The sequence below is a fragment of the Eubacterium sp. BIOML-A2 genome, from assembly GCF_009680135.1.
Classification (GTDB): domain Bacteria; phylum Bacillota; class Clostridia; order Lachnospirales; family Lachnospiraceae; genus Faecalicatena; species Faecalicatena contortus_B.
The window spans coordinates 24,590-46,569 of the sequence record NZ_WKZK01000041.1; the positions used below are offsets into that span (position 1 = coordinate 24,590).

General features: G+C 43.4%; 17 protein-coding genes and 3 CRISPR repeat arrays (1 of these 20 cut by a window edge). Of the genes, 14 read left to right on the forward strand and 3 right to left on the reverse strand.

The window, feature by feature from the left end; all coding sequences use genetic code 11:
• Positions 1-756: direct repeats of the CRISPR family, unit length 32 nt; unit sequence GTCACTCCCTGCGTGGGAGTGTGGATTGAAAT; it begins 3,593 nt to the left of the window's first position.
• 329 nt (positions 757-1,085) lie between these two features.
• The 14 genes from GKG43_RS14500 to GKG43_RS14565 all read left to right on the forward strand — a co-directional run bounded on the left by GKG43_RS14500 (position 1,086) and on the right by GKG43_RS14565 (position 19,040).
• Positions 1,086-1,373 (forward strand): type II toxin-antitoxin system Phd/YefM family antitoxin, encoded by a 288-nt coding sequence (locus tag GKG43_RS14500; RefSeq protein ID WP_050641467.1) that lies wholly within the window; start codon positions 1,086-1,088, stop codon positions 1,371-1,373.
• Positions 1,357-1,674: a type II toxin-antitoxin system RelE/ParE family toxin gene (locus GKG43_RS14505; RefSeq protein WP_050641466.1), complete on the forward strand. Its 318-nt coding sequence runs from the start codon at positions 1,357-1,359 to the stop codon at positions 1,672-1,674. Before GKG43_RS14500 ends, GKG43_RS14505 begins: the two co-directional genes overlap by 17 nt.
• 536 nt (positions 1,675-2,210) lie before the next feature.
• Positions 2,211-3,364: direct repeats of the CRISPR family, unit length 32 nt; unit sequence GTCACTCCCTGCGTGGGAGTGTGGATTGAAAT.
• A 107-nt stretch (positions 3,365-3,471) separates the two neighbouring features.
• Positions 3,472-5,613, forward strand: a complete 2,142-nt coding sequence (locus tag GKG43_RS14510) for a CRISPR-associated helicase/endonuclease Cas3 (RefSeq protein ID WP_055154386.1) — start codon at positions 3,472-3,474, stop codon at positions 5,611-5,613.
• A 29-nt stretch (positions 5,614-5,642) separates the two neighbouring features.
• Positions 5,643-5,876 carry a DUF3990 domain-containing protein gene (locus GKG43_RS14515; RefSeq protein WP_330377719.1) on the forward strand — a complete coding sequence of 78 codons (234 nt, stop codon included), beginning with the start codon at positions 5,643-5,645 and terminating at the stop codon, positions 5,874-5,876.
• Complete coding sequence (locus GKG43_RS14520) at positions 5,860-6,303, forward strand: hypothetical protein (protein WP_055154387.1); 444 nt, start codon at positions 5,860-5,862, stop codon at positions 6,301-6,303. Before GKG43_RS14515 ends, GKG43_RS14520 begins: the two co-directional genes overlap by 17 nt.
• A 198-nt stretch (positions 6,304-6,501) precedes the next feature.
• Complete coding sequence (cas5c, locus tag GKG43_RS14525; RefSeq protein WP_055154388.1) at positions 6,502-7,164, forward strand: type I-C CRISPR-associated protein Cas5c; 663 nt, start codon at positions 6,502-6,504, stop codon at positions 7,162-7,164.
• Complete coding sequence (gene cas8c, locus GKG43_RS14530) at positions 7,161-8,891, forward strand: type I-C CRISPR-associated protein Cas8c/Csd1 (RefSeq protein WP_055154389.1); 1,731 nt, start codon at positions 7,161-7,163, stop codon at positions 8,889-8,891. The genes cas5c and cas8c overlap by 4 nt, the downstream gene beginning before the upstream one ends.
• A complete protein-coding gene (gene cas7c / locus GKG43_RS14535) occupies positions 8,892-9,782 on the forward strand; it encodes a type I-C CRISPR-associated protein Cas7/Csd2 (RefSeq protein WP_055154390.1) in 891 nt (296 codons plus the stop codon).
• Positions 9,782-10,447: a CRISPR-associated protein Cas4 gene (cas4, locus tag GKG43_RS14540; protein WP_129879256.1), complete on the forward strand. Its 666-nt coding sequence runs from the start codon at positions 9,782-9,784 to the stop codon at positions 10,445-10,447. Before cas7c ends, cas4 begins: the two co-directional genes overlap by 1 nt.
• On the forward strand, positions 10,444-11,475 hold the full coding sequence (gene cas1c, locus GKG43_RS14545; RefSeq protein ID WP_050641459.1) for a type I-C CRISPR-associated endonuclease Cas1c: 1,032 nt from the start codon (positions 10,444-10,446) through the stop codon (positions 11,473-11,475). The genes cas4 and cas1c overlap by 4 nt, the downstream gene beginning before the upstream one ends.
• Before the next feature lie 9 nt (positions 11,476-11,484).
• Positions 11,485-11,775 (forward strand): CRISPR-associated endonuclease Cas2, encoded by a 291-nt coding sequence (gene cas2, locus GKG43_RS14550; RefSeq protein ID WP_050641458.1) that lies wholly within the window; start codon positions 11,485-11,487, stop codon positions 11,773-11,775.
• A gap of 59 nt (positions 11,776-11,834) precedes the next feature.
• Positions 11,835-12,683, forward strand: a complete 849-nt coding sequence (locus GKG43_RS14555; RefSeq protein ID WP_055154393.1) for an aldo/keto reductase — start codon at positions 11,835-11,837, stop codon at positions 12,681-12,683.
• 540 nt (positions 12,684-13,223) lie between these two features.
• A CRISPR array of direct repeats spans positions 13,224-16,440; the repeat unit is 32 nt; unit sequence GTCACTCCCTGCGTGGGAGTGTGGATTGAAAT.
• Between the two features lie 423 nt (positions 16,441-16,863).
• Positions 16,864-17,472 carry an SIS domain-containing protein gene (locus tag GKG43_RS14560; protein WP_055153857.1) on the forward strand — a complete coding sequence of 203 codons (609 nt, stop codon included), beginning with the start codon at positions 16,864-16,866 and terminating at the stop codon, positions 17,470-17,472.
• A gap of 257 nt (positions 17,473-17,729) precedes the next feature.
• On the forward strand, positions 17,730-19,040 hold the full coding sequence (locus GKG43_RS14565) for a hypothetical protein (protein WP_055153855.1): 1,311 nt from the start codon (positions 17,730-17,732) through the stop codon (positions 19,038-19,040).
• Between the two features lie 191 nt (positions 19,041-19,231).
• Here GKG43_RS14565 and GKG43_RS14570 read toward each other — a convergent pair whose 3' ends face one another.
• The 3 genes from GKG43_RS14570 to GKG43_RS14580 form a co-directional block, all read right to left on the reverse strand.
• On the reverse strand, positions 19,232-20,854 hold the full coding sequence (locus tag GKG43_RS14570; RefSeq protein WP_055152567.1) for an IS66 family transposase: 1,623 nt from the start codon (positions 20,852-20,854) through the stop codon (positions 19,232-19,234).
• A 289-nt stretch (positions 20,855-21,143) separates the two neighbouring features.
• Entirely contained in the window at positions 21,144-21,503 is a 360-nt protein-coding gene (tnpB, locus tag GKG43_RS14575; RefSeq protein WP_055152565.1) for an IS66 family insertion sequence element accessory protein TnpB, read from the reverse strand.
• A complete protein-coding gene (locus tag GKG43_RS14580; protein WP_083487052.1) occupies positions 21,493-21,888 on the reverse strand; it encodes a hypothetical protein in 396 nt (131 codons plus the stop codon). Before GKG43_RS14580 ends, tnpB begins: the two co-directional genes overlap by 11 nt.
• Positions 21,889-21,980: the final 92 nt, after the last annotated feature.

A 21,980-nucleotide genomic window follows, 5' to 3' on the forward strand; every position in this document is an offset into this window, starting at 1 on the left:
CCTGCGTGGGAGTGTGGATTGAAATCGCCTTTAAAGTACTTATTTTGGCATCCGAAGCTGTCACTCCCTGCGTGGGAGTGTGGATTGAAATGATTCTTGAGCCAGAATATCTGCGCTGTGACATCGTCACTCCCTGCGTGGGAGTGTGGATTGAAATAATTGAGTATTTAATGACGGGTAATGAACCTGTGTCACTCCCTGCGTGGGAGTGTGGATTGAAATCGTCTACATATGATTTTGTTACACCACCAGTCCCAGTCACTCCCTGCGTGGGAGTGTGGATTGAAATTGCGGAAACTTTTGCCGCCTGTGCGGAAACCTTGGTCACTCCCTGCGTGGGAGTGTGGATTGAAATAAATGTTCCGGAGGTATTCAGCTCAAGTTCCAGCTGTCACTCCCTGCGTGGGAGTGTGGATTGAAATCCATGTTCAGCAGCATCGGCAGCATGACAGCCAGGTCACTCCCTGCGTGGGAGTGTGGATTGAAATATAGTTTCCATCCCCCTTGAAATCTTTTTATTTTAGTCACTCCCTGCGTGGGAGTGTGGATTGAAATACCTGTGGCGCCAGAGATCGCTTTAACCTGGCTCAGTCACTCCCTGCGTGGGAGTGTGGATTGAAATAACCCACATCAATTTCTTACGTTTCTTTTTAGGTGTCACTCCCTGCGTGGGAGTGTGGATTGAAATAACTTTATCTGCGGCGGGAGTCCGTGCCAGGATTTCGTCACTCCCTGTGTGGGAGTGTGGATTGAAATGCGCTTACAAAACCATAACCAGCTATCCTTAAGTAAGCGTCAAATATATGGTGTATTTCTTTTCCACTAAAAATTAGTGCTAGAGCTTTTAGACTTTTTGAAGTCTATTCTTAAAAATCTAAAATACGGAAGTCTGATATGGAAGAACGTAAGCGATTGTGTCAATATGCATGTCCTTGCCAGTGCGGGAAGAATGGAAGATTGTGTCGTTAAAGAGATGATGGATTTGTTATTGTAAAAATTTATGTGTTGTAATTGACTTTGTAGTATGAAATGGATATAATATGATTAGAATATTACTACCATTACAAAATCAAGGAGGTGCCGTTATGAATATCCGTCCATCTGCAGCAATACGTCAGAATTACAATGAGATTGCGGAGATGTGTAGAAAAACCGCAGAACCGGTTTTCCTTACTAAAAATGGCGAGGGTGATTTGGTTGTTATGGATATTGAAACCTATAATAGACGGGAAAAAATGCTGAAGCTTCGTGAGGAATTGCTTGCCGTCGAGGAGGACAGGATGCATGGTAGCAAAGGATACTCTGTCAGTGAAGTTACTACGATGATGCGTAGTGCAGTCAAGGAGGCATCAGGTCGTGGAACAGCAGAATAAATACCGTGTCATTATATCGGAAAGGGCAGCGCAGATGCTTATTTCTCATGCTGCATTTTTGACACAGGTTAGCCCTGAAGCGGCAGAACGGTTGACAGTTGAATTTGAAAAGACCGCAAATTCGTTGGAGATGATGCCGCAGAGATGTCCGTGGCTTACAGGTGAATATATTCCCAGAAATGCTTACCGTTTTATTCTGTTTGAAAAACGCTATGTGATAATCTTTCAGATAGTGGATGATATAGTCTATGCCGATTATGTGGTAGATTGCAGACAGGATTACAGTTGGCTTATCAGATAAGAATGGAATAAACAGAACAGGATATTGTCACTCTATGGCAGGTGACGTTTTTTCGTCAAACAGAAGTTCCCTATATTGACTGATTACAGCTTGATATAGGGACCTTTTTAAATTTTCATATGGTTTATGAATTAAAAGGTTGTTTTGATGAATAAAAACAGATGGACAGAGCTGTGTGCAAATTATAGGTATTTATAGGTGTATTTTTCGGCGTAACGGCTACGGGGCTGAAGGCTCTGTCATAAAGTTTGTTTATATTTTTCGGCTCCATCAACATTATCTTATTTTGTCAAGGCACTGAGGTTTACCTACTTGGGATGTGAGTAAATGGTAAAATTATTATACGAATTATAAAGTGCGAATGCTAAGTGGACATGAATCTACTGGGAGATTCGCACCAAATAAAAGTATAAATTGTAATATAAAATACAAAAAAATGGGGATTTGTGCGAAAAGAATTGTAATATTTAAGAGAATGGTATAAAATTTTAGGGGAAAAGCATAATTCTCTTATGCATAAATTGTGTGATTTTGCTGTCACTCCCTGCGTGGGAGTGTGGATTGAAATCAATATAATCCCTCTGGGTTATAGATTTCTGTCGTCACTCCCTGCGTGGGAGTGTGGATTGAAATAGGATATTCAAGGAACGGAAAATCAGCAGGATAAGTCACTCCCTGCGTGGGAGTGTGGATTGAAATAGCAGTACATGGGGCAGGATAAAGGACGCTGCTTCGTCACTCCCTGCGTGGGAGTGTGGATTGAAATAAGTTTGTGTCACCGAATAACCCGGGGGTGCCAGGTCACTCCCTGCGTGGGAGTGTGGATTGAAATTCTTTTACAAAAACAACCGGTGTCCCGTATCTCGTCACTCCCTGCGTGGGAGTGTGGATTGAAATGTTTTGAAGTTTTTATTCAGGATGCGGAAGACGAGTCACTCCCTGCGTGGGAGTGTGGATTGAAATCTTTTATTTTCTGAGCTATAATAAAATAGCATCGTCACTCCCTGCGTGGGAGTGTGGATTGAAATTGTTCCAGTCATGAGCATGACGCAAGATTTTGAGTCACTCCCTGCGTGGGAGTGTGGATTGAAATTGTCCATACTTCTACGTTTGTGATCGTTTTCTTTGTCACTCCCTGCGTGGGAGTGTGGATTGAAATATTATGTAGCATTCCGTAACATTAACGCCAGTCGAGTCACTCCCTGCGTGGGAGTGTGGATTGAAATACGTGAAACATTAAAAAGGACGGATAGAAATCCGGTCACTCCCTGCGTGGGAGTGTGGATTGAAATAGAAGGATAAAAACCGCTTAGGCGGTAGAACGGAGTCACTCCCTGCGTGGGAGTGTGGATTGAAATCGGTGTTATTTATGTGTAGGCATAAGAGCCAGAAAGTCACTCCCTGCGTGGGAGTGTGGATTGAAATCTTTGATGCCAATAGCTAAGCCTTGCCCAAAAAAGTCACTCCCTGCGTGGGAGTGTGGATTGAAATCAGTTGGTGCATTTGTCGCAGATGTACCCGCTTGGTCACTCCCTGCGTGGGAGTGTGGATTGAAATAACTCTAAATCAATTATATATCAGTCATTAATTGGTCACTCCCTGCGTAGGAGTGTGGATTGAAATTGACCTTTATACTGCAAAGCACAATACTGGACCACGCCACTCCCTGCTCAGCAATAAGGTACAAGATGCCGATATGAAGGCACAAGTTGAGCCATGATAAGAAAAGGAGATCTTCTTTACAGTACTAGCTTTGGATTTATTATGTTCACTATGTTAGAAAAAAGGAGGAACTCAATGAGATATTTAGCGCATATTGCAGAAGATTCAGGAGAACAAACGTTAAAGGAGCACTTGACAAATGTAGCCGATTTATCAGCAGAATTTGCAAAGGCCTTTGGCTGCTATGATTGGGGCTATTGTTGTGGCATGCTGCATGATATTGGAAAATATTCCAAGGAATTTCAGCAACGTTTGGCAGGAAGCGATATACGTGTTGACCATTCTACCGCTGGGGCAAAATTATGCTATGAAATAGGCGGCATGTATGGCTTTCTTAGTTACTGTATAGCGGGGCATCATGCAGGCTTGCCAGATACGGGAGAGGACTCGAATACAAGTACGGCGTCTACCTTAAAGGGAAGGCTGAAGAAAAACGTGAAAGACTATCAGGCATATAAAAAAGAAATTAGTGTTCCACCTTTGTCAAATCCTCCGTTTAATCCAAATGGCGCCCCAAATATAGATTTTACGCTAAGTACTTTTATCAGAATGCTCTATTCTTGTCTGGTGGATGCTGATTTTTTAGATACTGAAAATTTTATGAAACTAGGGGAAACAGCCAGAGATTCAGGTGATTCCGTTGAAATATTGCTTGGCAGACTAAAAAAACATATTTTAGGCTGGCTGGCTAATACGGATATTGATACGGTAAACGGCAGAAGGACGGAAATACTTAAAAACTGTCTGGATATGGGAAATTCAGACAGAGGACTTTTTAGCCTTACAGTACCAACTGGAGGCGGAAAAACAGTGGCCTCACTGGCCTTTGCCCTCCAACATGCCGTTAAGAATAATATGGAACGAATTATTTATGTGATTCCTTATACAAGCATTATTGAACAGAATGCCAAAGTTTTCAGTGAGATTCTGGGCAAGAATAATGTCCTGGAAAATCATTGCAATGTAGATTATGAAAGTGATGAAGAATTAAAGCCAATGCAATTGGCAGCAGAAAACTGGGATAAGCCGGTGATTGTTACGACAAATGTCCAGTTTTTTGAGTCGCTATTTGCAAATAAATCATCTAAATGCAGGAAGCTCCATAATATTGCGAACAGTGTGATTATTTTTGATGAGGCGCAGATGCTGCCAAATGATTATTTAAAACCATGTATAGCCATGATGGAAGAACTTTTAAAACGTTATCGGTCAAGCATTGTTCTGTGTACAGCAACACAGCCGGCATTATCACAATTTTTTCAGGAAGATATAACACCAAAAGAATTGTGTCCCAGATGCAAGGAACAGTTCCAGTTTTTTAAACGTGTATCCTTTCAAAATTTGGAAACGATATCGGAGGACGATTTAGTTGCCAGACTGGAAACAGAAAGCCAGGCACTATGTATAGTGAATACGAAAAAGAGGGCACAAATCATCTATAAAAGACTGGGAAAAGAAGGAGTATATCATCTCTCCACGTGCATGTACCCCTGCCACAGAAAACGCGTGTTGGCTGAGATCAGGAAGCGCTTGCAGGATGGAGAAAGATGTATCGTGATATCAACCAGCCTTGTAGAAGCCGGAGTGGATTTAGATTTTCAATCAGTTTACAGACAGTTAGCCGGAGTGGATTCCATCATTCAGGCAGCGGGAAGATGCAATAGAGAGGGGAAAAGAGGCGTCGGGGAGAGCAAGACTTATATATTCCAATTTGTTGAAAAAGAATATGTTCCGGGACAGAAACAACAGATTGCGGTTACGAAAGATTTACTGGAGGATGAAGTTGACATATCTTCGTTGGACTCCGTGTCTAAATATTTTAGAATGCTGTATCATTTCCGGGGAGAAAGTCTGGACAAAAAAGATATTTTAGGAGAATTTAGAAAAGGAAGATTCCCCTTCGCTAAAGTAAGCCGAGAGTTTAAAATCATAGAAGAGAATACAAAGACTATTTTTATAAACAGAGAACAAGCGGCGGATGAGATACTGACAAGATTAAAATATGAAGGTTTTACAAAAAGACTAATGAGACAGGCAGGGCAGTTTTGCATCAATGTATATGACAACGAATTTCAGAAACTCTTTGCAGCGGGCATGCTTCAGGAAATTACGGAAGACATGAAAGAAGATTTTTTCTTGCTGCGTACGGAAGAGCAGTATACAGAAGAAATGGGGCTGGTTTTGGATGTTGAGTTTGGAAGGGCAGTCATGTTATAAAAAGTAAGGGGTACTATTAGGATGTTATTATCGCTTGCGGAAACGGAGAGTCTCACAGTTATGAGATTGTAGAAGGCCCTATGGCTGATGATTCAATATTTAACTATGTTCAGAACTTTATGGATGGGAAGAGATCAAGGGCAGCATTTTGGGAACTTGTAAAGTTTAATCATCCAACTCATCAAATTAGTTTCCATACTATTTCTGCTCTTGATACTCTAGACTTTATTGGAAGCGAGGTAGTGTATGGGAACAAAAAATAATAATAAACTATTCTTTACATGCAGCTTAATTGAATATATTGGAAGAGGGATGAAAAGGACAAGAAAAGAAATTACAGATGAGCTTGGGAAAGAGGCTATTGAAAGAATTTACGAGTACGCAGATGTTTTTCATTGTGAACCAATAGAAACGGTAGCAGTTGAGTTTATAGAAGAATATGGAATAACGCAAGGTGATTTTGATAATGAAAAGGAGTGCAGATATAGAGTTCCTGATTATTGGATCATGGGGGAGGTGTATGAACGTCTGATAGAAGATTCGTATTCAAATGAAGCGATAACAGATTGGATTTGGGAGGTTTATCATTCCTGGATTGATGATCATCTGTCAGATTATAATACGGATTTCTATTATCAGCCAAGGGATTATATAGCTGCATGCTATCGTTCGGGTGAAATTTTATCTTGAAAGCAGATAAGACTCCCACCGCTGTAAGCGGCAGGTAAGTAATAAGTTCGTTCTGGCGGGAGTCTAATCTCCTTTCAAGGTAAAGCCGCCGGTGGATGGCAGAGGCATGTAGAGGTATTATGTCATGCGGAGCATGCGCGTGCCTCGCCGCAAGGACGCCAAGGCGTACTTGAAAAAATACGGGAAGGAGGAAGAAGTATGGGGATAGGCGTGAAAGTAAGGGTCTGGGGGGAGTATGCACTCTTCGGCAGACCTGAGATGAAAGTGGAAAGATGCTCCTACGATGTCATGACGCCTTCAGCAGCCAGAGGGATTTTGGAGGCTGTATACTGGCATCCCGGCATGCGCTGGGTGATTGACCGGATCTATGTGGTAAACCCCATACAGTTTACCAGCATACGCAGGAATGAGGTGAAAAGCAAAATATCCGCCAGCAATGCACTGGCGGCATATAATGGCGGGAAAAAACCGCTTTTTATCAGCACCAAGGAAGACATTGTACAAAGGGCATCTCTGCTTTTGTGCGATGTGGAATATGTGATCGAAGCGCATTTCGATATGACGGAAAAAGCCAATGCAACTGATAATCCTGGGAAGTTTAAAGACATTATCATGAGGCGGCTTAGAAGGGGGGAGTGTTTTCACAACCCCTATTTTGGATGCAGAGAATTTCCGGCTAATTTCAAGCTCTGTGAGGAAGAAGAAATATCAACGGCTTATGAGGATGTGGAAGAGCAAGATTTAGGGTTTATGCTGTATGATATGGAATATTTAGCCGATGGGGAGATCAGACCCATGTTTTTCCGGGCTGTTATGAAAAAAGGTGTATTAGATTTAAGGGACTGTGAGGTGATCCGATGATTTTACAGGCTTTGGTGAAGCATTATGAGACGCTTGCGGATGCAGATAAAGTTACAAGGCAGGGCTGGTGCCATGCGAAAGTGTCATTTGGAATTAACCTCTCAAAAGACGGAGATATAAAAGGGATTATATCACTAAAACGTGAAGCGGAGCGAGGAAAGAAAACAGTGTGGCTTCCTTCTTTAATTATAGTTCCGGAGATGGTTGCAAGGTCATCAGGAGTGTCTGCCAATTTTTTGTGCGACAATTCTAAATATCTGCTGGGTATTGATGCGGAGGGGACAAATCAAAGGGTATTGGACTGTTTTCAGGCGGCAAAGGAAAAACACCTGTCATTATTAGCCAATGTCCACAGTGAAATGGCGGAAGCGGTCAAAAAGTATTTCGAAAAATGGGAACCTGAACATGCGGCTGACAATCCAAAACTGCTGGAAGACTGGGATGAAATAACGGAAGGCGGTAACTTAATATTCTGTATGGGCTTAGACTATGCGCAAGACGACAGTGAAATAAAGAGCGCATGGGAGCAGGTGTTGGCAGCAGGCTCAGAACAGGTTACAGGGACATGCCTGGTAACAGGTGAGAAAGCGGAAATTACGAGAATACATAACACAATTAAAGGCGTGCCAGGAGCGCAGTCCAGCGGGGCGGCGCTGGTATCTTTTAATGCTCCGGCATTTGAATCATATGGGAAGGAGCAGAGTTACAACGCCCCGGTTGGTAAATATGCTGCATTTGCATATACAACAGCATTGAATTATCTGCTGGCCCAGAGGAATTACACCTTTCAGTTTGGCGACACGATGGTTGTATTTTGGGCAGAAGATGGGAATGAAGTTTATCAGGATATATTTTCCTGGTCAGTGGATCCGAAACTGGATAATCAGGAGACGGTACGCGGGGTATTTGATGCATTAAAAAAACAGGAAGCAATAGATATTGACGGAATTCAGATAAATACGGAGCAGGAATTCTATATTTTAGGCTTAGCTCCCAATGCTGCCCGGCTGGCTGTCCGGTTTTTCTATCAGAACTCTTTTGGGAATATTTTAAATAATATTTCCAGGCATTATGAAAGAATGAAAATTGTAAAGCCTTCCTGGGAGGAACGTGAATACTTGGGAATAGGCCAGATGCTCCAGGAGACGGTGAATCAAAAATCAAAAGAGAAGAAACCTGTACCGAATATGGCGGCGATGGTATTGCAGGCTGTCTTATCCGGCGGCAGATACCCGGCCAATCTATACAGTAATACCATGATCCGAATCCGGGCAGAACAGGGAAAGATAACATGGGGAAGGGCAGGGATTATAAAGGCTTATTTAATAAGGAATTGTACATGGGGTAAAGGAGATGATTTTATGGGATTAAATGAAGAATGTAATGATGCGGCATATGTATTGGGACGAATTTTTTCTGTGTTGGAAGCGGTTCAGGAAGAAGCGAACCCGGGAATAAATGCAACCATTCGGGACAGATACTTCAATGCGGCATGTACTACACCGGAATCTATTTTTCCTATCCTGATTAAATTAAAGAATAGTCATATCAAAAAAATAGATAGAACAAAAGAAGCTGCAAAAGTGTACTATGAAAAACTTCTTACGAATCTTATGGGAAAGCTGGACCAGTATCCAAAGCGTCTGACATTGGAAGAGCAGGGAAGATTTATGTTAGGTTACTATCATCAGGTACAGAAAAGGTATGAGAAAAAGGAGGATAAGTAAATGAGCGAAGTGATAAAAAACAGGTATGAGTTCGTCGTATTATTTGATGTAGAAAATGGTAACCCGAACGGAGATCCGGATGCAGGTAATATGCCGAGAATCGACCCGGAGAGCGGATATGGTATAGTTACAGATGTATGTCTGAAAAGAAAAATCAGGAATTATGTAGAGACTGTAAAAGAGGATGCGGAAGGCTACAGGATATATATCAAAGAAGATGTTCCATTAAACAGGAGCGATAACAAGGCTTATATACATCTGGGCGTGAATGATAAAACAATAAAAGAACTGAAAAGGAAAGATCCTGATGCAGATGTGAAAATCAGGGATTTTATGTGTGAGAAGTTTTATGACATCAGAACTTTTGGAGCTGTGATGACTACCTTTGTGAAAGCGGCACTGAACTGTGGTCAAGTCAGAGGCCCGGTACAGCTTGGTTTTGCAAGAAGTATTGACCCTATTATCAGTCAGGAAGTAACAATTACCAGAGTTGCTATTACAACGGAAAAAGATGCTGAAAATAAGAGCACAGAAATGGGAAGAAAAAATATTGTTCCATATGCACTGTATCGTGTGGAGGGGTATATTTCTGCCAACCTGGCCAGAAAGGTAACTGGATTTTCCGAGGAAGATCTTGAACTTTTGTGGGAGGCAGTCATTAATATGTTTGAGCATGACCGCTCTGCCGCCAGAGGGAAGATGGCAGTCCGGGAACTGATTGTATTTAAGCACAGCAAAGAATTGGGCGACTGCCCGGCTTACAAATTATTTGATGCAGTGGAAGTGAAGAGAAAGGCGGATGTACAGTATCCTAGAAAGTATCAGGATTATACAGTAGAGATACATGAGGACATGATACCGGATTCTATTGAGGTGAAATGGAAGATATAATGGAATATTCAGAAGATGATTATTTGATGATATCGGGAATACAGCATTTTAAATATTGCCGTCGGCAGTGGGCTTTGATTCATATTGAACATCAATGGGATGAAAATGTTCATACGGTGGTAGGTGAATTAATGCACAAAAAAGTCCATGCCCCATATTTAACGGAGAAAAGGAAAGATGTATTGATCACGAGGGCGCTTCCAGTGTCTTCCAGGATCATGGGAGTCAGCGGAGAGTGTGATGTGGTAGAGTTCCAAAAAAGTGAAGATGGAATCAAATTGCACGGACATCGCGGACTTTATAAAGTCTATCCGATTGAATATAAAAAAGGAAAACCGAAAGTAACCGGGGAAGATCGGCTTCAACTTACTGCACAGGCGCTTTGTCTGGAAGAAATGTTTTCCATCCCTGTCCCCGAGGGAGCAATATTCTACGGTGAGACGAGAAGACGGGAAATCATTCAAATAACCGAGGAGCTTCGAAAAGAAGTGAAGGATATGTTTCTAGAGATGCACCAATACTACAACAGACAATACACCCCAAAAGTGAAGTATAGCAAAGCATGTAATGCATGCTCTCTTAAAGATATCTGTCTTCCTAAATTGGGAAAGGCTGTTTCCGTGAAGGAATACATGGATCAGATGCTGAAGGAGGGGGAAGAATGAAAAAACTACTAAACACACTTTACGTTACATCTGAAAACAGCTATTTATCTTTGGATGGAGAAAATATTGTAGTGCTGGATTCAGAGAAAGAAGTTGGCAGACTTCCTCTGCATAATTTGGAAGGAATTGTTTCCTTTGGTTACCGTGGTACAAGCCCTGCTCTGATGGGAGCCTGCGCAGACCGGAATATTTCGTTATGTTACCTGACGCCGCAGGGAAAATTTCTGGCAAGAGTTTCGGGAAAAGTAAAAGGAAACGTCATCTTAAGAGAGCAGCAGTATGCAAGCAGCCAGAGCGAAGAGAAAAGTCTGGAAATCGCAAAGAATTGTATTATAGGAAAAGTACATAATGCCCGCTGGGTACTTGAGCGGGCCACAAGAGACCATAGCATGCAGATCGATGTTGAAAAGGTTAAAAGTGCGTCCGATAAATTAAGGAAATCCTTAGAACTTATTAAGTCATGCCATTCAAAAGAGCAGCTGAGAGGCTTTGAAGGAGAAGCAGCAAGCGTTTATTTCAGCGTGCTTGACGAATTGATCTTGCAGCAGAAAAAGGAGTTTACTTTTCAGGGGAGGAATAAAAGACCGCCATTGGATAATGTAAATGCATTGCTTTCTTTTGTTTATACATTACTAACGAATACAATAACCTCTGCGCTGGAAACCGTAGGATTAGATCCGTGTATCGGATATCTGCACACTGAACGTCCGGGACGGGCATCATTATCATTAGACCTTATAGAAGAACTTCGTGCTGTGTTAGCGGATCGCTTTGTACTGTCTTTGATCAATAAAAAGATTATTAGCGGAAAGAATTTTGATAAAAAAGAAAATGGCGCGGTCCTTATGGATGATGAGCTACGTAGAACTGTTTTGACGGAATGGCAGAATAAAAAGAAGGAAACTTTAACGCATCCATACTTGAAAGAAAAGGTTGAATGGGGTATGGTTCCCTATGTACAGGCGATGTTGCTTGCCAGGTACCTTAGAGGTGACTTAGACGGATATCCCGTGTTCATGTGGAAGTGAGGTGGGGCAATGCTGGTACTGATTACATATGATGTGAATACGGAAACGGCTGCCGGAAAAACCAGATTGAGAAAAGTGGCGAAACAATGTGTCAATTATGGAAGACGGGTGCAGAATTCAGTATTTGAGTGTATACTAGATCATGCACAGTGTGTCAGGCTGAAGGCAATATTATCGGAAATCATTGATGAGAACGTGGATAGTCTTAGATTTTATTATTTGGGCAATAATTATAAGACCAAGGTTGAACATTTTGGGGTCGAAAGGGGAACTTCTGCTGATCAGACGTTGATTATGTAGCATCCTATAGGCTCTCACTAAACAAGGAAGAAAGGCGTAGACTGATGGCAGAGTTTACTATGGAATTACAACTAAATAATGGGATTCATATGCCCCGCCTTGGCATGGGCGCGTGGCTTTTGGGTGAAAGTAAAAAAACGGAAACGGAAGAACTTGAGGCACTGCAGGCCGGACTGGATGCAGGCGTGCGTCTGATTGATACTGCCGAGATGTACGGGAATGGCCGCTCAGAAGGGCTCATTGGTGAAGCGATAAAAGGATACAATCGGGATCATTTATTTCTGGTATCAAAGGTCTTGCCGCAGAATGCCGGGAAACGGCATATTTTTAGAAGCGTTGAGAAGACATTAAAGAATCTGGAAACAGATTATCTGGATCTCTATCTGCTTCACTGGCGCGGGTCAATTCCTCTGGAGGAAACGGTATCCTGTATGGAACAACTGGTGAAAGAAGGGAAAATACGAAGCTGGGGCGTTTCTAATTTCGACACAGATGACATGGAGGAACTGTTCAGTATTCCGGCTGGCAGAAACTGTGTTGTGAATCAAGTTTTGTATCATCTCGGCTCCCGGGGAGTGGAATATGATTTGCTTCCATGGCTGACAAAACATAAAATCCCGTTGATGGCATACTGCCCTCTGGCACAGGCGGGAGATCTTAGAGGAGAACTGTTGTCTGATGAGAGCGTCCGCAAGGTCGCAGAAACACATGGAATTACAAAAATGCAGGTTCTGCTGGCATTTGTGCTGTATAAGAAAAATGTAATAGCGATTCCGCGCAGTGGAAAAAAGGAACATGTTCTGCAAAACTGGGATGTGCGGAGAATTGAATTGACGGAGGAAGAGTATCATATGCTGGATGACGCATTTCCGGCTCCGCAGCGTAAGACTTACCTGGATATTGTTTGAGATACAGATGTTTCTTTGTAAAAGTTTAGACAGCTCTGTGCATTTATTGCACAGACCGTAGTGAAACATGATGGTTTCAGGCATTCTGTCTCCACTTCGTTTCATGTTATCCGTGCGCTACTGGCGCACGGAACCTTTATCATAGATGAATTTCAATGAGCTAGATACGTAACAGTAATGCTTAAATTATTACCTTACGATAACGGTATAATTATATTACTGTAGGAGAGTGTAGTTCACTTAGGGGCTGCACCATGTAGCCCTTGGGGAATATAATTATCAGTAAACTGTAAAAATATAGAAAATATCAAAAGAAAATTGCTTATGGGAATGTTCTGATAGTATTTATGGTGTTTTAGGTGCGAATGTGAAGTGAACATAAATTCCCCGGGAGATTCGCACCATATAAATCTGTAAAATATTATATTGAGACGAGAAAAAAACGAGTTTGAGCTAAAACAATTGTAATTTCTAGGAAAATGCTATAGAATTTTAGGGGAAATGTATAATTTTCATGTGTAAAAATTGTGCAATTCTGCTGTCACTCCCTGCGTGGGAGTGTGGATTGAAATTCCGTCCCACTCATCCAACAGTGCTTTTACTGTAGTCACTCCCTGCGTGGGAGTGTGGATTGAAATCACCAGATGAGGATTTTAAATTAGGGTTGTCTGTGTCACTCCCTGCGTGGGAGTGTGGATTGAAATCGATTGTTTGTTGTGGCGCTATGTTTTGGTATATGTCACTCCCTGCGTGGGAGTGTGGATTGAAATCCATTCATAGTTAAACAAATCGCCAGTCTGTATGCGTCACTCCCTGCGTGGGAGTGTGGATTGAAATAGTTGTAGAAAAAACCTTCAATGCTGCCAAAAACAGTCACTCCCTGCGTGGGAGTGTGGATTGAAATTGCCGTATGCTCTATGATTTTATCGCAACAGTCATGGTCACTCCCTGCGTGGGAGTGTGGATTGAAATGTTTTAATGGGTGCCGGATCCTCACTTTTCAGGGTCACTCCCTGCGTGGGAGTGTGGATTGAAATAAAACGCCTCTTAAACCAACCGGAACCATATATTGTCACTCCCTGCGTGGGAGTGTGGATTGAAATTTCGACCATATCTTCTCTTTTTTTATTTCAAGACCGTCACTCCCTGCGTGGGAGTGTGGATTGAAATCTGAACTGTATGTGCACCGTGCCAGCTCATAGTCCAGTCACTCCCTGCGTGGGAGTGTGGATTGAAATGGGTCTACTCAGCAGTGGATGGACAAGGATGGAGTCACTCCCTGCGTGGGAGTGTGGATTGAAATATTTTAATATCCATCTGCCACAGCCTCTCCTCTTCGTCACTCCCTGCGTGGGAGTGTGGATTGAAATGCAGGTTAAAACAGGAGACGGGCAGGAGGTAAATAGTCACTCCCTGCGTGGGAGTGTGGATTGAAATCTTTATCCTGATCGGATACACTGCTGTAACCACAGTCACTCCCTGCGTGGGAGTGTGGATTGAAATTTGATTAAGTATTATGGGTCGGGAGGCGGACAGGAGTCACTCCCTGCGTGGGAGTGTGGATTGAAATTTCTTTCCCCCCAAGCCTTGCAAAAGGAGATGTGCGTCACTCCCTGCGTGGGAGTGTGGATTGAAATCCTGAGCTGTGAACTTTCGGGAAATGGCATATCGTCACTCCCTGCGTGGGAGTGTGGATTGAAATCTGCCATCAGGGCCAATATGGCTGTCCTAAACTGTCACTCCCTGCGTGGGAGTGTGGATTGAAATACCGGAACCGTTGCCCTTATACTCCACCAGCACGGTCACTCCCTGCGTGGGAGTGTGGATTGAAATTGGTACAAATAGCCGTCTGCCGTGCGGCTGTCAGGTCACTCCCTGCGTGGGAGTGTGGATTGAAATTTCTGCAGCGCTTGCACAGTACACTGTTATGCACCGTCACTCCCTGCGTGGGAGTGTGGATTGAAATAATTGACATTGTTTACAAATATAGCGGACATATGTCACTCCCTGCGTGGGAGTGTGGATTGAAATCAGTTCCCTTTTCTTCTCTTCGAGCAACATTGGAGTCACTCCCTGCGTGGGAGTGTGGATTGAAATATGCTGCTTGTAATCTCTTCAAGTCGTAAAGCAACGTCACTCCCTGCGTGGGAGTGTGGATTGAAATTTACTTACAGGAATCTTGTTTGTCTGAACTCGGCGTCACTCCCTGCGTGGGAGTGTGGATTGAAATTGTGCCAATGTGCCATACAGCTTACAAACTCTCGCCGTCACTCCCTGCGTGGGAGTGTGGATTGAAATTTCCATTGTCCGCTGTTATAGAATGGCTTAGCAAAGTCACTCCCTGCGTGGGAGTGTGGATTGAAATAGTGCGTTATCCACGCGTATCCATCCGAGACCATGTCACTCCCTGCGTGGGAGTGTGGATTGAAATTCATGATATGTAAAATATATAGTCCCCATGTTTCCGTCACTCCCTGCGTGGGAGTGTGGATTGAAATACAGGTGCTGGGACTTGGCATAGGAACATCAAGTCACTCCCTGCGTGGGAGTGTGGATTGAAATCCAGTGTTTCTGTAGACATAAATATATGGGATACAGTCACTCCCTGCGTGGGAGTGTGGATTGAAATTATGCACAGCTTAAGAAGGGATCACTGGTTGGCCACGTCACTCCCTGCGTGGGAGTGTGGATTGAAATGCAAAACTGGATATCATCCACATAGTCGTAACAGGTCACTCCCTGCGTGGGAGTGTGGATTGAAATAGAAAATGGGTCTTGTAACGACCCCATTGGCGTATCGTCACTCCCTGCGTGGGAGTGTGGATTGAAATAATAATTCTGCCAATTAAGTCCGTAATACCCTGCGTCACTCCCTGCGTGGGAGTGTGGATTGAAATAAAATTAGGTGCAACAATGGATATTTCCATAAAGTCACTCCCTGCGTGGGAGTGTGGATTGAAATTTCCATGAAATCCATTGCGGGCAATGCGAAATCGTCACTCCCTGCGTGGGAGTGTGGATTGAAATGATGCAACGGATAGTACAGGTGTGATTAGAGGTACAGTCACTCCCTGCGTGGGAGTGTGGATTGAAATACCGGATAGCGCGGCAAGCCTGATCCGGAAGATGGTCACTCCCTGCGTGGGAGTGTGGATTGAAATTCCGGAATCTCATTACGGTCTATACGGTTCCGGGCGTCACTCCCTGCGTGGGAGTGTGGATTGAAATTCCGCTGATAAACAGACACTTGGTGCCCAACATAGTCACTCCCTGCGTGGGAGTGTGGATTGAAATGATATCTATTTTCAAAGAGAATGAAAACGCCAGTGTCACTCCCTGCGTGGGAGTGTGGATTGAAATTATGTTCTCTGATATTTCCGCTAATGGCTTGGTCACGTCACTCCCTGCGTGGGAGTGTGGATTGAAATATCATATACCAGAGCGTATATATCATTATGAGTTGTCACTCCCTGCGTGGGAGTGTGGATTGAAATCGCTGTATTAGACTCTATCCAGCCTTCTGCCACAGTCACTCCCTGCGTGGGAGTGTGGATTGAAATAGCAAGAAATTAATAGGAGAAACGGTGGAGAACTGTCACTCCCTGCGTGGGAGTGTGGATTGAAATTGTGCTGCTGCATTCCCGTCATAGTCGGTAGCATGTCACTCCCTGCATGGGAGCGCAGTTTGCAATAAAGACCACCACATTTATCCCTTTTTCAAATATGTCACTCCCTGTATCAGAACGTGAAACGAAATTTTCAATGTAAAGGGATCTGCATGAAACAGGACTATATAAGAAGCATTTTATTTAATTAGGGCAGTCTTAACAAAAAGAACCGTTTTTTCACTAATGTTCTAATTTAATTAGCGATATTATATATAGATCAATAGATCCTGACATAATGTGTAATAGCAGAGAAATAGACTATTGGATTGAAGATTATAGGAGTAAAGCATTTGAGTGTAATATGCTTACGTTAGAGTATCAGAGTTTTGTTTGTAAAACTATTTGAAAAATAAACAAGAATAGTATACGTAAACGTTCAATAGTGGATGCGTCCAATAAAGAAACTGCTCATAAGGATGGCTACACCCAGTTTTTTATTAAAAGCAAGTGATGCGTCAATAATTGTCAGGCATCATTATATAAATGAAAATAAATTAAGCAGGAGGGCCGTTTTGAAAGAAAGATTAAAACAAGTAATGGCAGCAGAGGCGCATGTCATACAAAAGATGGCGGAGGAGATTGATTACGATGTCTTATGCCGGATTGCAGAGATATTTTGTCATGTGAAGGAAAACAGTAAGAAAGTAATTTTAGCAGGATGCGGGACTGCAGGTATGGCCGCAAAAAGAATTTCCCATACACTCTGTGTAGTTGAAATTCCGTCTTTTTTTCTGTCACCCGCAGATTCCGTTCATGGCGGAATGGGGGCAATGCAGAAAGGTGATGTGCTGGTATTGATTAGTAAGAGCGGTAATACCAAGGAAATTTTAAACTATATCCCGGCAGCAAAGCAAAAGGGACTGACTATCATTGCTGTTACAGAAAATGCAGACTCCAAATTGGGAAAAAATGCAGATATTACATTAAAAATTGCAGTGGAAAGAGAACCAGATAAATGGGGAATTATTTCCTCCGCCAGTACACTTGCCTTTATCTCGGCATTTGATGCCATCGCCTTCTCGGTAATGGAAAAGACGGGCTATACAAAGGAGGAATTCTATCTGATTCATACAGGGGGCGGTGCGGGCGACATACTTCGCAACGAAGGGCTGCAAAGTTAATGAGGGAAAAGTGATATAGATGTGGAAAAAATGTAGAGCAGCTATATAAAACAAAGCCTGCCACAGCCATAACTGCAAATAGGGCATTTGATACGAAGTTGATCTTCGTTTTTATTGAAGTTGTAGTCCAGTATGATTGCTGTTTGTATTGCCGGTTTTATCGCCGATTTTATTAAAAAAAGAGTAGCCATTTTTTTGCATTTTTGGTATAATTATAAATTAACGGGAGAAATAGTTACAAAGGGGAGTACAACTGAATGAAAGAAAAATTAATTAAGGGGTTTCTTGCGCTTGCCGCCCTCCTTACTTTTTCTGGTATGGAATGTAAGGCGGAGATTGCAGGGGACGATGCATTTTCCAATCTTGCCTGGGAGCAGGTATTTGAGGAGAATCTGATTGGGTCTGTGGGAGTGGTCCAGTCTATTTGTGCTACGGATGATTATATCATCTGTATTGAGAACACGGGAGAGAATCAGGATCCGGATGTCGTGTCGGCTTATTATAAGAATAAAGTGGACAAGGATGGCAACCCGGTGGAACAGTATTCACTGGCAAAACGGGTAAACGACATGAACTGGGAGCATGGCAATGGAATGGCCTACAACCCGGGTAAGAATGAGATTTATGTTGCATTGTATACTAATATTGATCCCGAGAACAGGGGATGCCTTTATGTAATGGATCCGGATACACTTGGATATAAGGGCAAGATAAAGATCAGTGACAATTATAATATCCTTGGGATCGATTATAAAGAGGATACGGATCAGTATATCATCCAGACGAATGTGGATGACGGATATAGTTTTAAGATTCTGAATTCGGAGTTTCAGGTTGTGGACGAGCTGGGAAGTTTCCCGGAATCTGCTAAGGGCTATAATTTTCAGGATCTGGCCGTGTGCGGCGATTACATTTTTAATTTCCCGCTGACACTTGATTGGGGAACCGGCGATTTTCTGCACGTTTATTCCATATCAAGAAGAACGATGGTAACTGCGCCGCAGCTGGATTTTCGTTTTGATAATATTACACACGATGAACCTGAATCTTTGTGCGAGATCGAACCAGGCGTATTTCTTGCTGCGGTCAATGTTACGAACACTGCCGGTGAGAGAAAGATACGGTTTTACAAGACGGAGATGCCCTACTATTTTCAGGTTACTGTTAAGGGCGAAAACGGAACGGTCAGCGAGAGCGGTAAGGTTTTGAGAGGGGAAAGTTTCCCCGTTACCTACCAGGCAGAGGAGGGGTATGAATTATCCTCACTCCTGGTCAATGGAGTGGAAGAGGATATTGCAAAATATCAGGATGGGTATTCACTCACCGATATACGAGAAGATTGTGAGATCCAGGTCTCTTTTACAAAGATTCAGCCGGCAGCAGTGCCAAAGGAAAATTCCGGCGGTACCCACATAAGGATACCGGCACCGGCTGCAGCAGGTTCCGCGGCTGGGGCATGCATGGTTATCGGATTTGTTTTTTTTCTTTTCCATATCCGTATGGAGAGGAAGAGAAAGTTATCCTATGCCAGAGAACTGCGCAGACAGATTATATTGGATATGGCTTAATAAGTGTTTGATCATTCGTGATACACGTCTGATGGACATGGTATATACCCGTAAAACGGGCAGAACCTTCAGGAATGAGGGTTCTGCCCGTTTTGCTTTTACAGGTTAAAACAGGATTTACTGCGTCAACTGGTATACGGTAAACCATGAGTACTGGCTCATTTTTTGACCGCCGTTTCCGGCGGCCAGGTCTACACATTGGTCGTTTTAGACTTGCTCCGGCAGGTCTCAGGTAACTGATCTGACCAAGGAAGTAGTTCTTCTATAAAGCTGTATTCCGTGTCATCTTGATGGTCTTTCAAAACTGTCAGGACATGGGCCAGATAACGGAACGGATTCAAGTTATTCGCCTTTGCTGTTTCCGTTATGCTGTAGATGATCGCGCTGGACTTCGCGCCATCGATACTGTCGATCAGCTTCCACGCATGTTTATGCAGGCAGAAGCTGCGGAGCGCTCCTTCTGTTACGTTGTTGTCAAGAGGGACTTCACCATCATTCAGGAACACTTTCAAGGCCTCTTCCTGATTGATACAGTAATTGATCCCTTCCAGTGTTTTCCCTTTGGAAAGACGGCCTGAGGATTGAACTTCCTTTGTCCACGTAAAGAAAGCAGCCACCAGAGGTTTGACTGTGATCTGCCGCTGCTTCTTCCGATCATCCGGTTCCAGATCGGATAATTGATTGTCCAGATGATAAATGGTTCCAATCCGCTTTAGTGCTTCATATGCAACAGTATCTTTTGCGGTTTTTTGTGCCCCTTTCGGAAGGGCTTTTAAAGCATCCGAGAAATACCGTCTTGCATGTGTCCAGCAGCCGGCAAAAATGATATCCGGATTTTCTCGATCCAGCTTCCTGTAAGCGGAATAGCCGTCGCAGACAACCACCCCTGAGAAGCCCTTCAGAAATTCTCTTGGATGGTCTGCTTTTCGGGTGCGCTGATATTCATACAGGATGATCGGCGTGTCTGTGTAAATCTTACCGGTGCGGTAGACCCACATATAGCTCCTGCTGTTTGCGGGGCGTCCGTCTTTCGATACCATAACTGGGGTCTCGTCCGCCTGCACCACATGGAAACGATATAACTCTTTATGGAAGTAATCATAAAGGATACCCAGATACCGGTCTGCACACTGGATCATCCAGTTCGCCATCACCTGCTTGGAAATATGGATGTCATTCCGCAGGAATTCCTGGCTGATCCGATACAAAGGAAGCCCGTTTACATACTTGGCATTCATGATACTTGCTGCCAGAGAGGGGGTAAGGAGGCTGTTTCGGAGCAGATCTTTCGGACGGTCTGCCTTAACGATCGTCTGATTGTCCCTGCCGGCATAGACGGCTACATGATGTTCTTCAACTGTATACACGGCTGGCTGGACACGGACTCTTTTGTAGACTTCATCCGGAAGCTGCTTCCAGCCGTCCACCCCAAAGAGTTCCTGTAGTTTTTCGTCCGAAAGACTATGTGGGATCACTTCAACTGGAAGATCCTTTAAATCTTCCTCACGTTTCCCTTTCCTTTTTCGGCGGCTGACCTGGATCACATCCTCTTCGGCAGGCTCAACGACATAAAGAGTTTCTGTCAGGGCTTCTGCTTCGTTAAAGATGAGTTCCAGTTCTAACTGGCCTGCGATGACATCCAGCTTTTCAGAAGAACGCCCATAGCGTTTATTGTTTGCATCAGCGATCTGCTCGATCAGTCGCTCCATATTTGCGTTCAGCTGGCTCAATTGATCCTGCATGGACAGGATCACTGCCATGAGTGTTTCCCTGCTGAAGCTATTCAGTTCTTCTGGTGTATAGATCTTTGACATGTCCGGTGCTCCTTTGTTTTGCTGGAACTATTGTACCGCAAAACAAAACAAAAAGCGAACCATGCAAAAAGATCCTTCGTCATTCTCACCATAGGATAAACACTCTGAAAAGCCGAAAAAACTATTAGTTTTTTCAGTTTTTTAGGGTACTTATCCACACGGCAGCTTGCCGCTGGTAAGTACTCCATAATTGAATGAATGCAATAAGGCCCAGTTGTGGATAACTTTCACTCCCCGCAAGGCGGTGAAGGTGAAAAGATTTTTGATTTTCTCCGTTTTGCACAATGCCTTACAGGAGATCCTGGGGATGTACTTCCTGAATCGGATGTCTGGAGACAATTTCCAGCCCCTGCATCAATGCATGATATTGTTCCGGTGAGATCTCCAATGCCTCTTCTTTTGTACGGGGCCAGCTGAAACCGCCAAGCTCCAGCCTTTTGTAAAGGAGAAGAAATCCGTCACCTTCCCATACAAGCCCCTTAATACGGTCACTGCGTCTGCCGCAGAAGAGAAAAAGAATGTCCTTTACATATGGATCCAGCTGAAAGTTGAATTTAACAATGGATGCCAGCCCATCGATCCCGCGGCGTAAATCCGTGTATCCGGCAGCGATATAAATCTTTTGGAATTCGGTTGCATTATTCAGCATCCAGAATTCCTCCAATCCGTGAAAGGAGCGCGTCCGAAACGGAATTCGATATCTCCAGGACAATATCTCCTTTTCGGATTACGAGATCCGGATGGAAAACCGGAGCTGTGCTCTGAGAAGATGATGGAAGCTTGATCTCGGTAAAAGAGACTGTCCTCTGAGTTGCTGGCACCAGCTCCTGATTCGGTCTGACAGTAGCTGGCAATGATGAATTCCGGGAGTTCTCGAAAGCTTCCCTTCGCAGGATCCTCTGCCAATAGAAGAACTGCTTTTCTGAGACCCCATTAGCTCTGCACCAAGCAGCTTTAGACATCCCGCTGTCCATGCATTCATTCATGATTTTGGTCCAGTGCTCTGCACGGACCTGATGTGTGATCTTATCCATAGGAACAACTCCTTTAAAAAACTTGTAGTTTTCTGGAGTTATTATCTCATAGATAGATAAAACTAGCACGGTACTAGTGATTTACCGTATAC

What these genes read in the sequence shown, in the direction of transcription:
- GKG43_RS14555 (WP_055154393.1), top strand. Translation starts at nt 11,835, where the DNA reads ATGGAATTACAACTAAATAATGGGATTCATATGCCCCGCCTTGGCATG.
- cas5c (WP_055154388.1), top strand. Translation starts at nt 6,502, where the DNA reads ATGGGGATAGGCGTGAAAGTAAGGGTCTGGGGGGAGTATGCACTCTTC.
- GKG43_RS14510 (WP_055154386.1), top strand. Translation starts at nt 3,472, where the DNA reads ATGAGATATTTAGCGCATATTGCAGAAGATTCAGGAGAACAAACGTTA.
- tnpB (WP_055152565.1), bottom strand. Translation starts at nt 21,503, where the DNA reads ATGCTGAATAATGCAACCGAATTCCAAAAGATTTATATCGCTGCCGGA.
- GKG43_RS14500 (WP_050641467.1), top strand. Translation starts at nt 1,086, where the DNA reads ATGAATATCCGTCCATCTGCAGCAATACGTCAGAATTACAATGAGATT.
- cas1c (WP_050641459.1), top strand. Translation starts at nt 10,444, where the DNA reads ATGAAAAAACTACTAAACACACTTTACGTTACATCTGAAAACAGCTAT.
- cas8c (WP_055154389.1), top strand. Translation starts at nt 7,161, where the DNA reads ATGATTTTACAGGCTTTGGTGAAGCATTATGAGACGCTTGCGGATGCA.
- GKG43_RS14520 (WP_055154387.1), top strand. Translation starts at nt 5,860, where the DNA reads ATGGGAACAAAAAATAATAATAAACTATTCTTTACATGCAGCTTAATT.
- cas4 (WP_129879256.1), top strand. Translation starts at nt 9,782, where the DNA reads ATGGAATATTCAGAAGATGATTATTTGATGATATCGGGAATACAGCAT.
- GKG43_RS14570 (WP_055152567.1), bottom strand. Translation starts at nt 20,854, where the DNA reads ATGTCAAAGATCTATACACCAGAAGAACTGAATAGCTTCAGCAGGGAA.
- GKG43_RS14580 (WP_083487052.1), bottom strand. Translation starts at nt 21,888, where the DNA reads ATGGATAAGATCACACATCAGGTCCGTGCAGAGCACTGGACCAAAATC.
- GKG43_RS14565 (WP_055153855.1), top strand. Translation starts at nt 17,730, where the DNA reads ATGAAAGAAAAATTAATTAAGGGGTTTCTTGCGCTTGCCGCCCTCCTT.
- cas2 (WP_050641458.1), top strand. Translation starts at nt 11,485, where the DNA reads ATGCTGGTACTGATTACATATGATGTGAATACGGAAACGGCTGCCGGA.
- cas7c (WP_055154390.1), top strand. Translation starts at nt 8,892, where the DNA reads ATGAGCGAAGTGATAAAAAACAGGTATGAGTTCGTCGTATTATTTGAT.